The following is a 12687-nucleotide window of genomic DNA, read 5'->3' on the forward strand; positions in this document are numbered from 1 at the left end:
AAAGAAAAAAAGGATGATTCTTCATCCATGCTATTGTAAAATCTAAGAGATGTGAGGTGAAAGAAATGAAAAGACGATTGACAAAATCTCCTAATAATGTGGTACTAACAGGAACCCTAGCAGGAATTGCTGAATGGTTAGGAATTGATCCAACGATTGTACGTGTGATTTATGTAGTAGCTAGCTTTATCTTTATTGGCAGCCCAATTGTATTATATATTTTATTGGCTGTACTGATACCTTCTGGCAGAGTTAGAAACAATGGTTATGGTCATCAAAATCCATACAATCGAAATACCCGTAATGCAAATCCGTATGCTAATGAGCAAAAACAAAGAAAACAAGCTGAAAAAGTGAATGACGATGACTGGAGTGACTTCTAATGACTTACTTTCAACGTCTGATCGTTAATACGTTGACATTTGTTTCACTCTCAGTGATTTTTCCGAATATGATATATGTAAGAAGTATTTGGATGGCGATCATCGCAGCGTTTGTTTTATCTATCTTAAATATGTTGGTAAAACCAGTGTTGACGATTTTATCCCTTCCCTTTACTTTGCTTACATTTGGTCTATTTAGTTTTATTGTGAATGCTGCAATTTTAAAGATGACTTCTTCTTTTGTTGGAGAAATGAATTTCGGTTTTTCCAGTTTTGGAGCAGCAATTCTAATGGCAGTGATCATGTCTTTGGTCAATATGATCGTCAGTGAACGTAATTTAGATAAATATAGTGAATAAGGATAAAACCCAAACGATAAGTTGGGTTTTATCCTTTTATTTTTTTAGTCAAAGGGGTCGTCAATAGCGACTAAGTGGCATTCTTTATGATGGTTAATATAACGATAGAGAATATTGATAAAATCAACTTGATCTTTAGAAAATTGTTGAATGTTTTTAGGTTTTTTAGAGGGTAATTTTTTTTTAGCTAGTTCATTAGGTGTATATTTACTAAAAGTCTGTTTTGTCAGGATTCGCTCGTGAACAACAAGTCCTTGATAAAGTAAATAGTATTTTACTTTTGAACCAACTGGAATAGATAATAGCTGCCAATTCGTTTGGCTGGCTAGAACAAGTTTTTTATTTTGGTTAAAAAAGCGAGTAAGAAATTTCCAGTCTTCTCGTAATTTTTGAGCTTTTTCAAATGAATGATTTTCAGCAGCTAACAACATGGCTGCTTCTAGACGTTTTTGTGGTAGTTGATTGTCTTGCGTAAAGGCACCTAATAGTTCCATAGTAGAAACAGGTTGAGCTAGTAGTGTGGTAGTCTGTTGAGAAAAAGAGTGTTGCCAATAGTTATTTTGGTTTAGTCCATATAAGTTTTCTAAAATTTGTTTTAATTCAGAAAGTTTCCTATTGATTGAAAACGGGCCAAAGCAATTTTTATTAGTCGGAATCGATAAAATGTTGAGTGAGAGTTCGTCATTATCTGTGTTGATCTCAAAATAGTTATATTTTTCAAATGAATTCATTTGTCGATTATAAAAGGGGCGGTACTCTTGAATAAGGCGGCATTCTAACAACAAGGCATCAAGTTCAGTCACCACCTCGATAACCTCAAAATCAGCTAGTTGGCGGATCATCCGTCGTGTCTTGCTGGAGTGCTGTTTGTTTTTAACGAAATAACTACTAACGCGATCTCGTAATTTTTTGGCTTTCCCTATATAAATAATCGTTCCTTGTTTATCTTTCATTAAATAAACGCCAGGATTTAAAGGTAGATTTCTCGCTTGTTCCTTTAAAAGATCATTCATTCGCAATACCTCCTAACAGCTGTTTTCGATAAGATACAAATTAAGTATACAAACTAATTTGGGATAGTCAAACATCAGTTGAAATAAGATTTAGATTTAAGTTCAGAATAAAACTGAGGCAATCTTCCTAATAGCTAGAAACTTCCCACCTGAAATGATAAAATGGAACGAGTAGAGAACTGGAAAGGAATGAATGATAAAGATGGAAGAAGTTGTAAAAATTCATCAACTGGTAGAGAAGCTTTCTTTAGAAGTCGTTTATGGCGATGAAGAAAGTTTAAATAGAGAAATCACAACAGGAGATATTTCCCGTCCTGGTCTGGAATTGACTGGGTATTTTAATTACTATCCTCATAATCGCTTGCAATTATTCGGTAGTAAGGAGATTACATTTTCTGAACGAATGATACCTGAAGAACGTTTGATGGTGATGCGTCGTTTATGTGAGAAGGATACGCCGGCTTTTATTATCTCTAGAGGATTAGAAGCACCTGAGGAAATGGTACAAGCAGCAAAAGAAAAAGGCTTAGCCGTTTTACGCTCACCGATTTCTACATCTAGATTGTTAGGAGAGTTATCCAGCTACCTAGACAGTCGTTTAGCTGCAAGAACCAGCGTTCATGGTGTTTTAGTTGATGTGTATGGTTTAGGTGTTTTGATTCAAGGCGATAGTGGTATTGGGAAAAGCGAGACAGCATTAGAGTTAATCAAGCGAGGTCATCGATTGATCGCAGATGACCGAGTGGACGTTTATCAGCAAGATGAATTAACAGTTGTTGGTGAACCGCCTAAGATTTTACAACATCTGATCGAAATTCGTGGGATTGGGATCATTGATGTAATGAATTTATTTGGCGCAAGTGCGGTACGCGGTTTTATGCAGGTCCAACTTGTTGTTTATTTAGAGGCTTGGGAAAAAGACAAAAAATATGATCGTTTAGGTTCAGATGATGCAATGGTTGAAATTGCCAATGTAGATGTTCCACAGATCAGAATTCCTGTGAAAACTGGGCGAAATGTAGCCATTATCATTGAAGTTGCAGCGATGAACTTCCGTGCGAAAACAATGGGCTATGATGCGACTAAGGCTTTTGAGGAACGTTTGACTAGATTGATTGAAGAAAATTCAGGTGTAGAATAGTACAAGGGATAGTGAAGCGGGACGTTGTTACCATGTGTTATCTAGCTTCAAGAGATAGCACTACGCTTTGCTTCGATCTCATCAATTCCTAAGCGCTAAAGCACTAAGGATTGAAGGTTTCGGGAAAAAGATAAAAAATAAATGAGGCAAAAAGTACCACAGTTATTTTTTTCTATTTTCCTGTCAAGGCTGAACGAGCTCTTTCAGCTTTTAGTATTATCTAGCTGCACGGGCTAGCACTACGCTCTGCTTCGATCTCATTAATTCCTAAGAGCTAAAGCTCAAAGGATTAAAGGTCTTCGGAAAAAAGATAAATTATGACTGAGGCAAAAAGCACCTTAGTCATAATTTCCTATTTTTCTGTCAGAGCTGAACGTTGTTACCATGTATTATCTAGCTTCAAGAGCTAGCCTTTCGGGAAAAAGATAAAAAATAAATGAGGCAAAAAGCGCCACAGTTATTTTTTCCTATTTTCCTGTCAAGGCTGAACGAGCTCTTTCAGCTTTTAAAATAGGAGGAAGCTAAATGTTAGGTCAAGTAAATCCAGTAGCGTTTAATCTTTTTGGGATATCTGTTTACTGGTATGCAGTTATTATTGTTTCAGGGATCGTGCTAGCTGTTTGGCTAAGTAGTCGAGAAGCGGTTCGCGTCGGGTTAAAAGAAGATGATGTGATTGATTTTATGTTATGGGGGTTACCAAGTGCAATTATTGGTGCTCGTCTGTACTATGTGATTTTTCAGTGGCAGGATTATGTTGATAATCCAATTGAAATTATTTTGACTAGAAATGGAGGTTTAGCGATTTATGGTGGATTGATCGGTGGAGGGCTTGCATTATTTTTCTTCACTAGACACCGTTTTATTTCAACATGGACCTTTCTAGATATTGCAGCACCCAGTGTGATTTTAGCACAAGCAATTGGGCGATGGGGTAATTTTATGAACCATGAAGCGTATGGACCGGCCACTACAAGAGGATTTTTAGAAGGACTACATTTACCTAAATTTATTATTGATAATATGAATATCGATGGAACGTATCATCAGCCTACGTTCTTATATGAATCTGTATGGAATGTCTTAGGTTTTGTCGTCTTGGTTCTTTTAAGGAAAAAGAAGAATTTCTTAAAAGAAGGCGAAGTAGTTTTAAGTTACGTCATTTGGTATTCTTTCGGACGTTTCTTTATTGAAGGAATGCGGACAGATAGTCTGTATGCATTTGGCAGTATTCGTGTGTCACAATTGTTTTCTTTGGTTCTATTTTTCGGAGCAATTGCAATTTTAATTATTCGTCGTAAAAAAGGATCGACACCATTTTACAACCGTGAAAAAGGAACAGTAAAAAAAGCCGATTAGAACTGCCCATTATGGTCTAGCTATGTTAAACTATTAAGTGGGTATGAAAGTTATACAATTAGTAATTTAGTCTGTTTATTTAAAGGGAATATAAAGTGACGATCTAGATTTTCGGGAAATCGATATTCTATACATGGAACAAAAATCATTCCCTGTTCAGATTCCTAATTTTCAGTCAGAGCTAAACGATTCGTTCAGCTTTTCTATTTTGAAAGGAGTTTTTCACCAATGAAACAAAAAGTTGCTGTTTTAGGTCCCGGTTCATGGGGAACTGCATTGGCTCAAGTTTTAGCAGAAAATGGGCATGAGGTTCGGATATGGGGGCATAATAAGGCACAAATTGATGAAATCAATACTCATCATACGAATCAGCATTATCTTCCCGATTTGGTGATTCCAGAATCGATTCAAGGGAAAATGTCGTTGGAAGAGTGCATTGCTGATGCGGATGCAGTTTTGTTCGTTGTTCCGACTAAAGCGATTCGAACGGTTGCACAAGAATTTACAGCAAAATGCCGAAATCAGCCATTGATCATCCATGCCAGTAAAGGGTTGGAGCAAGGGAGCCATAAACGGATATCTGAAATTTTGATGGAAGAGATTCCAGCAGAAAAAAGGCGAGGTGTAGCTGTTTTATCTGGACCAAGTCATGCAGAGGAAGTCGCAGTTCATGATATTACGACGATTACTGCCGCAAGTGAGGATTTAGAGGCAGCGACATATGTTCAACGTCTGTTTATGAATGATTATTTTAGAATTTATACGAATGACGATGTTATTGGTGTTGAAACGGGAGCGGCTTTGAAAAATATCATTGCGTTAGGTGCTGGAGCGATTCATGGTTTAGGTTTTGGAGATGATGCAAAAGCTGCGATCATGACACGTGGTTTAGCTGAAATCAGCCGTTTAGGTGTAGCCATGGGGGCTAATCCTTTGACTTTTATTGGTCTAAGCGGAGTTGGTGACTTGATCGTTACATGTACTAGTATTCATTCGCGTAATTGGCGTGCAGGGAATTTGCTTGGCAAAGGCCACAGTTTGGACGAAGTTCTTGAGAATATGGGCATGATCGTTGAAGGGGTTTCGACAACTAAAGCAGCCTATGAGTTATCTCAACAATTAAATGTCGATATGCCGATTACGACGGCAATTTATAACGTATTATATGAAGCTCAAGATGTCAAACAAGCAGCAAAAGAAATCATGTTGCGTGATGGTAAAACGGAGAATGAATTTTCCATATAATTATTGAGGAGGCCAAATGGCATGAGAGTAAAAAAAGCGGTGATTCCAGCAGCTGGTCTGGGAACAAGATTTTTACCAGCAACAAAAGCGATGGCAAAAGAGATGCTGCCGATCGTAGATAAACCAACGATTCAATTTATCGTTGAAGAAGCGTTAGCATCAGGAATCGAAGATATTTTGATTGTCACAGGAAAAGCAAAACGTCCAATCGAAGATCATTTTGATGCAAACTTTGAATTAGAAAGTAATCTTCGCGAAAAAAATAAAACTGACTTACTAAAATTAGTAGAAGAAACAACGGATGTTAATCTGCATTTTATTCGCCAGTCTCATCCAAAAGGCTTGGGACATGCTGTCTTACAAGCAAAAGCTTTTGTAGGCAACGAACCTTTTGTGGTTATGCTAGGCGATGATATCATGGAAGATAAAATTCCATTATCGAAACAATTAATGAACGATTATGATGAAACACATGCTTCAACGATTGCAGTTATGAAAGTACCTCATGAAGAAACATCAAAATATGGTATTATTAATCCCGAAGCTGAAGTTTCTAAAGGGCTATACAACGTGAATAATTTTGTTGAGAAGCCGACACCTGAAGAAGCACCAAGTGATCTAGCGATTATTGGTCGTTATTTGTTAACACCGGAAATTTTCCATGTATTAGAATCACAAGAACCAGGTGCTGGTGGTGAGATTCAATTAACCGATGCCATTGATACCTTGAACAAAACTCAACGTGTATTTGCTAGAGAGTTTACTGGTAAGCGTTATGATGTAGGGGATAAATTTGGCTTTATGAAAACAAGTATTGAATATGGCTTAGTCCATCCAGAAGTGAAAGATAATCTACGTGACTATATCATTGAATTGGGTGCTGAATTATCAAAAAAAGATGCACCAAAAGAAAAATAATTAGAAGTTGTTTCTAGATTATTTTCAGTTGAAGGCAGAGCAAATATGTTCTGTCTTTTTTTATTAAATCAAGATGGAGACCTATACTATAAATTGTTATAATTAAAATAACAATGCCAACTGAATAATTTGTGAAAAAGAGCAGTTGGTGTTATTCTAAGAACATGAAATAATTGATGGAAGGAGCAAGAATATGACAGGTGGAGAGGTTGCAGCGATAATCGCTGCAGTGGCGTTTGCTGTATTAGTAGTATTTATTGTTTTGGTATTGATAAAAATCGGTAAGACCGTTGAGCGAGTTACTACGACAGTTGATGAAGCAAATAAAACGATTGAGGTCGTAACAAAAGATGTCGATATTTTATCTAGGCAAGTAGAGGGGCTTTTAGTAAAAAGCAATGAATTGCTGGATGATGTCAATAAGAAAGTAGCAACGATCGATCCATTGTTTGCAGCAGTTGCTGATTTAAGTGAAAGTGTTTCTGAGTTGAATTATTCTAGTAGAAATTTACTAGGAAAAGTTGGTGCAGTTGGGAAATCAACAGCTAAAGCAGGTGTTGTCGGTAAAGTAGGAGGAGCAGCTTTTCGAGCTTTTCGACCAAAGAAAACATCAAAAACAAGTGAATCGGTTAAATAATAAAAGATAATGGAGGAATAAACATGGCAAAAAAAGGCGGATTTTTTTTAGGAGCAATTATTGGTGGGACAGCGGCAGCCGTTGCAGCTCTTTTATTAGCACCAAAATCGGGCAAAGAATTACGTGAAGATCTAGCAAATCAAGCAGATGATTTTAAAGATAAAGCATCAGATTATACAGATTACGTTGTGCAAAAAGGTTCTGAATTATCATCGATTGCAAAAGACAAAGCAAGTGTGCTAGGGGAGCAAGCAGGTGATTTAGCTGGTAATGTCAAAGATATGACAAAAGATTCTTTAGATAAGGCTCAAGGCGTTTCAGATACAGTCTTAGAATCATTTAAAAAGCAAACTGGTGATTTATCTGATCGCTTTAAGAAGACCGCTCAAGACGTGAATGATCAAGTTGATGAGTTAGGGGATATCGCAGAAGATGCCTCAGACGATATTTTTATTGACGTTAAAGAGTCAGCAAAAAAAGCGAAAGAAACTGTGTCAGAGGGCGTTTCTGAAGCAAAAGATGTAACGAAAGATGTTCCTGAAAAAGTAGAAGCAGCAAAAAAGGAAACAAAGCAAGCTGCTAAAGAAACAGTAGAAGAAGTTACTGGCAAGTAGAATCTAAAAAAGCTGGCATTCTAATTAGAGTGCCAGCTTTTTTCTTGTTATTAGTCGATGATCATTAATTCTTTTGGCGTTTTTGTGAATGCTTCACAGCCTGTTTTAGTAACATGTAGACAATCTTCAATGCGTACGCCGACTTTTTCTGGAATATAAATACCTGGTTCAATTGAGAAACACATACCTTCTTCAATTACCAGTTCATTACCAGTGACTAGAGATGGATATTCATGTACAGTAGTTCCAATACCATGACCTAAACGATGGTTGAAATATTCACCATAACCGTAGCCAGTGATCACACCACGAGCGATCTCATCTAATTCACCAGCAGTAATTCCTGGCTTCACAGCATCCATTGCTTTTAATTGTGCTTCTAGTACGATGGAATAGATCTCTTTTTGGAAATCAGTTGGTTCTTGATAGGCGACAGTTCGTGTAACATCACTACAATAACCATTGTAAACAACACCTAGATCAAATAAAACCAAGTCTTGTTTCGCAACAGCCGTACTTCCTGGATTACCATGTGGACTCGCACCATTTTTTCCAGTTAGAACAAGTGTATCAAAACTCATTGAACGAATTCCTTGGCGTTTTAATTGGTATTCGATTTCAGCTAGGATTTCTTGTTCTTTAGCCCCTTCTTTAATTGCTTTAAAACCGATCTCTAAAGCAACATCAGCCCAATTACCTGCTTCCATCAAGGTAGCTATTTCAGCTGGCGTCTTTAATAATTGCAGTTTTTCAATGACAGGTGTAACACTCGCTGAAAAATCACTAGCAGGGAAGTAATGTTTTAATTGATCAAACCGCGCAACAGTCAAGGCTTCTTTTTCAGTTGCAATTTTACTTGGATTACCACTTTTTTTAATTAATTGGGCAATTTTTTCCCAAGGATTTTCACTATCAAGATAGCCGTAGACTGGATAAGTCCATGAGCTTTTTTGTGCATCTTCAACTTCTAAAGCTGGTGTAAATAGAAATGGATCATGATTTAATGAAATAAATAAGGCTAATACTCGTTCATGAGGGTCGCTTTTATAGCCTGAAAAATAGGCAATATGTCCAGGATCGCTAATATACGTTAATTCGACATTTTCTTTGGCCATCCATTTTTTTAGTTCGTTGATTTTTTCTTGATTCATAGATATCCTTCTTTCTTTTAAAACTGATTACGATAAAACTTACCTTTATCATACCACGAAATGAGGTAAAGCGCTTTTTGAAATATCGAGTAAATTTTCATGAAAATAGGATAAAACGGTTGCAAAAATAAAATAATTCTGCTATTCTTAGTGAGAAATGTAAACAGCGTTTTCAGAAAATGAAAACAACTATAACTATTTAGGAGAATAAACATGGAAAAACAAACAATTACGATTTATGATGTTGCTCGTGAAGCAAATGTATCCATGGCGACTGTATCTCGTGTAGTCAATGGCAATCCCAATGTAAAACCTGCTACACGAAAAAAAGTGTTAGAAGTAATTGATCGCTTAGATTACCGTCCCAACGCTGTAGCCCGTGGCTTAGCAAGTAAAAAAACAACAACTGTGGGTGTTATTATCCCTGATGTTAGTAATATCTTTTTTGCTTCTTTAGCTCGTGGAATCGATGATGTTGCAACAATGTATAAATACAATATTATTTTGGCTAACTCTGACAGCAATGATCAAAAAGAAGTCAATGTATTGAACAATCTTTTGGCAAAACAAGTGGATGGAATCATTTTTATGGGACACCATATTACTGATGAAATTCGTGGAGAATTTTCACGTTCTAAAACACCTGTTGTTTTAGCGGGTTCAATCGATCCAGATGAACAAGTTGGTAGTGTCAATATTGATTATACAGAAGCAACAAAAGATGCAACGAATTTACTAGCTAAAAATGGCAATAAAAAAATTGCATTCGTTAGCGGTGCATTGATTGATCCAATCAATGGTCAAAATCGTATTAAGGGCTATAAAGAAGCTTTAGCGGATAATGGTTTGACGTATAACGAAGGGTTGATTTTTGAATCTGAGTATAAGTTTAAAGCAGGTATTTCTTTAGCTGAACGTATTCGTAACAGTGGCGCAACAGCTGCTTATGTTACCGATGATGAACTAGCAATTGGTTTGTTAGATGGCATGATCGATGCTGGTGTGAAAGTACCAGAAGAATTCGAGATCATTACAAGTAATAACTCATTATTAACAGAAGTTGCTCGTCCACGTCTTTCAAGTGTAACACAACCGTTATATGATATTGGTGCGGTAGCAATGCGCTTATTGACAAAATTGATGAACAAAGAAGAAATCGAAGATAAAACAGTTATCTTACCATATGGTATGGATCAAAAAGGTTCGACGAAATAAAATTTGAAACAAATACCTATTGGAGATCAGCTCTCAAACAAAAACGATCGATCTATTTCCTGTCAGCTTTATTAGACAGGAAATAGATCGATCGTTTTTCTCTAAGTAAACTTGAATGACAAGTTGGAACATGCTATTCGTTCTGCCATGGGAAGGAGGAAATAGAGGACGGAGATCAACTTTGACTAACTAAGCATTAAGTAAGAGCTAGTCTTTTATTATGGTTTTGTTTCATCATTATAGTCTACAGTAAGGTTTATAGCTTTATTTAATAGTCAATCTCAATTCATGAAAGTTCACTTCTCCTTCTAATCCTCTTTACTCAATTTTCTTGCTATTTTTCTGTTGGTTTGTTTTTAGGTCCTCTTTTCCGATTGCACATAACATTCAACCTTTTATGCTGTTTTTTTCAAAAAGATGAACTGTTGATATGAGTGTTTCCAAAGGCACTAAAGGTTATGTTTAACCAGTTAATCTTCCTAAAATGAAGCGTATATCTCATATTTTTCGTTTAAAAGGTTTCTAATAAATAAATTAAAGGTTGTTTTTAGATACATTATGAAAAGAACTATTGACAGCTGTTGCTGACTTTGCTAGTATTTTTTTATAAAGATTTATTATTTTATGCATTAAATAATTTGTTGTTTAATCATTAAAAACAATCATCTTTATGTTAAGCATTAAAAAATGAAGGGAGGAATCAACGCATGGAAGTATTAAATAGTCAAGTAGAACTGAATGATTTAGATGAAATGTTTGGAGAAGTTGAACTGATTGAAATTGATGAAACAATTACACTGTCAGAAACAGCTGCTTCAAGTGGACTGTCCTCATGTGACAGTTGCTCATGTTGCTTATCAACATCATGTTGCGCACTTACGTAGTATAGAAGGTTGGAAATTTAAGGATTGAAGACTTTATTAGTGCTATGAGACTGGGGCAAACGTAGAAATCAGCTTTGTCTCAGTCTTTAAAATTAGGGAAATAGTTAGAGAAAAACAACTAGATTGTAAAGGATATAGCAAGTCATGATGTACAGTAGTTAAGACAGTTAAATTTGTACGCTTACCCAGATTCTAAGAAATAAAGATGTTGCTCAATACCCAATCTGGTGATTGCCCCGAAATACATACAGTGGTTTTTGCGACTTTTTACAGAAGGAGAAATTTAAAATGCATATATCAGTTGAAAATCTTTTGAAAAAATATGGAGAAGTTGTCGCGTTGGATCGAATCAATTTCAATTTTGAGTCAAATAATATAGTTGGAATTATTGGACATAATGGTTCAGGAAAAACCACCTTATTGGAAATTTTATGTGGTCTCAGAAAGTTTGATTCGGGTGAGATGAATATTGAAATCAATAACAAATATAGACAAAAATTAGGCGTGATCTTACAAGAAAATGCCTTCTATGAAAGTGCAAAGGTTTACGAATTATTAGAACTTTTTGCTTCATTTTATGAAGAGACATTTAATATAGAAAAACTAATTGAACTGATTGGAATTAAAAAATACCAAAATAAAACGTATAGAAGTTTGTCTGGAGGGATGAAACAAAAAGTTAATATAGCTCTAGCAATTATTAACAAACCCAACCTTTTGATTTTAGACGAACCAACAACAGGATTAGATCCTTTAGCTCGAGAAGAGTTATGGAATATTATCAAAGCGTTTTCTAAAGATCGTTTAATAATTGTTTCATCTCATTATATGGATGAAATCCAACAAAATTGCTCTCATGTGCTTTTTTTAAAAAATGGAAAAAAGGTTTTCTCTGGAGAGGTTTCTGAGCTAATTGCAAAAAGAAAAAAAGATTTGTTAGCTATCTATTTAGAGGAAAACAATGAAAAAGGAGATGAAGAGAAGTGTCAGCTTTTAGAAAACAACTTGTTATAGAGGTTAAGCTTTATTTTAGACAACCGTTATATTTAATTTTTAGTGTGATTATGCCAGTCGTTAGTCTAATCATATTTGGCAGTATGTACTCTGAACAAAAGTATGATGGGGCCGATTTTTTTTCAATGTTTATCCCTGGCTTTTGTGTGTTGATTTTATATGCTAGCTCAATTTTTAACATAGGCAGTCAAATTGTTAGTGATAAGGAGAAAGGAATCTATAAAAGAATTTTAGTGACACCAGTTTCCTTATTTCGCTTTATTTCTGTCATTGTATTTAAAGCCTATATAACCGCATGGCTTTCTTTTTTTCTAATTCTATTGACTTCAAGATTACTCTTTTCTGTATATCTGTTATCAAAAATAGGCTTCATATTTGGTTATTCTATTTTTATTTTATACGCATTACTTATAGGAATAGGTATTTCATTTATTACTCAAAAAGTAACTACTTTTTCTGCTGTTATGATGGGGTCATTTTTTCCAATGTTTATGTTGTCTGATGCCGCAATTCCATTAGCGATGATGCCAGCAAAAATTCAACAAATCGCTAAATTTAATCCTCTTTTTCAAGCCAATCAAATCTTGAGATCATTTTGGGTCGGGAAAATATTTAGCGAACAAGGATTTACGTTATGGAAATCGTACTTGTTTTTAATCATTATTGGAATCGCTATTTACACTATAGTCTTATTCAAATGGAAAAACAGAGAATCGTTATTTTAAGCATGTAAAATTAGATTCGGAGGAAAATAGAA

At 35.5% G+C, this 12687-nt stretch carries 14 protein-coding genes; 12 read left to right on the forward strand and 2 right to left on the reverse strand.

Annotated features, from left to right (window positions below; genetic code table 11):
• Positions 1–65 precede the first annotated feature (65 nt).
• Entirely contained in the window at positions 66–383 is a 318-nt protein-coding gene (locus ATZ35_RS11165; protein ID WP_086281432.1) for a PspC domain-containing protein, read from the forward strand.
• Positions 383–742, forward strand: a complete 360-nt coding sequence (locus ATZ35_RS11170) for a phage holin family protein (protein WP_086281106.1) — start codon at positions 383–385, stop codon at positions 740–742. Before ATZ35_RS11165 ends, ATZ35_RS11170 begins: the two co-directional genes overlap by 1 nt.
• Before the next feature lie 44 nt (positions 743–786).
• On the opposite strand, the gene ATZ35_RS11175 is transcribed toward ATZ35_RS11170, so the two are convergent.
• Complete coding sequence (locus ATZ35_RS11175) at positions 787–1755, reverse strand: GIY-YIG nuclease family protein (RefSeq protein ID WP_208927299.1); 969 nt, start codon at positions 1753–1755, stop codon at positions 787–789.
• Positions 1756–1957: 202 nt separating this feature from the next.
• On the opposite strand from ATZ35_RS11175, the gene hprK reads away from it, so the two are divergent.
• From hprK to ATZ35_RS11205, 6 genes are all read left to right on the forward strand, one after another.
• Positions 1958–2896 carry an HPr(Ser) kinase/phosphatase gene (hprK, locus tag ATZ35_RS11180; RefSeq protein ID WP_086281111.1) on the forward strand — a complete coding sequence of 313 codons (939 nt, stop codon included), beginning with the start codon at positions 1958–1960 and terminating at the stop codon, positions 2894–2896.
• Between the two features lie 525 nt (positions 2897–3421).
• Positions 3422–4252 carry a prolipoprotein diacylglyceryl transferase gene (gene lgt / locus ATZ35_RS11185; protein ID WP_208927300.1) on the forward strand — a complete coding sequence of 277 codons (831 nt, stop codon included), beginning with the start codon at positions 3422–3424 and terminating at the stop codon, positions 4250–4252.
• Positions 4253–4480: 228 nt separating this feature from the next.
• The gene (locus tag ATZ35_RS11190) at positions 4481–5497 is read left to right on the forward strand and encodes an NAD(P)H-dependent glycerol-3-phosphate dehydrogenase (RefSeq protein ID WP_208927301.1); all 1017 of its coding nucleotides are present in this window, start codon (positions 4481–4483) and stop codon (positions 5495–5497) included.
• Positions 5498–5518: 21 nt separating this feature from the next.
• The gene (gene galU / locus ATZ35_RS11195) at positions 5519–6415 is read left to right on the forward strand and encodes a UTP--glucose-1-phosphate uridylyltransferase GalU (RefSeq protein WP_208927302.1); all 897 of its coding nucleotides are present in this window, start codon (positions 5519–5521) and stop codon (positions 6413–6415) included.
• Between the two features lie 193 nt (positions 6416–6608).
• Positions 6609–7052: a DUF948 domain-containing protein gene (locus ATZ35_RS11200; RefSeq protein WP_086281127.1), complete on the forward strand. Its 444-nt coding sequence runs from the start codon at positions 6609–6611 to the stop codon at positions 7050–7052.
• A 23-nt stretch (positions 7053–7075) separates the two neighbouring features.
• Positions 7076–7666 (forward strand): YtxH domain-containing protein, encoded by a 591-nt coding sequence (locus ATZ35_RS11205; protein ID WP_208927303.1) that lies wholly within the window; start codon positions 7076–7078, stop codon positions 7664–7666.
• A gap of 50 nt (positions 7667–7716) precedes the next feature.
• Here the strand turns inward: ATZ35_RS11205 and ATZ35_RS11210 are convergent, their stop codons facing one another.
• Positions 7717–8817, reverse strand: a complete 1101-nt coding sequence (locus ATZ35_RS11210) for a M24 family metallopeptidase (protein ID WP_208927304.1) — start codon at positions 8815–8817, stop codon at positions 7717–7719.
• A gap of 213 nt (positions 8818–9030) precedes the next feature.
• Here ATZ35_RS11210 and ccpA point away from each other — a divergent pair, with 213 nt between their 5' ends.
• The 4 genes from ccpA to ATZ35_RS11230 all read left to right on the forward strand — a co-directional run bounded on the left by ccpA (position 9031) and on the right by ATZ35_RS11230 (position 12655).
• Positions 9031–10032 carry a catabolite control protein A gene (gene ccpA, locus ATZ35_RS11215; RefSeq protein ID WP_208927305.1) on the forward strand — a complete coding sequence of 334 codons (1002 nt, stop codon included), beginning with the start codon at positions 9031–9033 and terminating at the stop codon, positions 10030–10032.
• A 707-nt stretch (positions 10033–10739) separates the two neighbouring features.
• On the forward strand, positions 10740–10916 hold the full coding sequence (locus ATZ35_RS11220; protein WP_208927306.1) for a thiazolylpeptide-type bacteriocin: 177 nt from the start codon (positions 10740–10742) through the stop codon (positions 10914–10916).
• 339 nt (positions 10917–11255) lie between these two features.
• Positions 11256–11930 carry an ABC transporter ATP-binding protein gene (locus ATZ35_RS11225; protein ID WP_244148155.1) on the forward strand — a complete coding sequence of 225 codons (675 nt, stop codon included), beginning with the start codon at positions 11256–11258 and terminating at the stop codon, positions 11928–11930.
• Positions 11900–12655, forward strand: a complete 756-nt coding sequence (locus ATZ35_RS11230) for an ABC transporter permease (protein WP_208927308.1) — start codon at positions 11900–11902, stop codon at positions 12653–12655. The genes ATZ35_RS11225 and ATZ35_RS11230 overlap by 31 nt, the downstream gene beginning before the upstream one ends.
• Positions 12656–12687 lie beyond the last annotated feature (32 nt).

This window comes from Enterococcus rotai (assembly GCF_001465345.1).
GTDB lineage: Bacteria > Bacillota > Bacilli > Lactobacillales > Enterococcaceae > Enterococcus_L > Enterococcus_L rotai.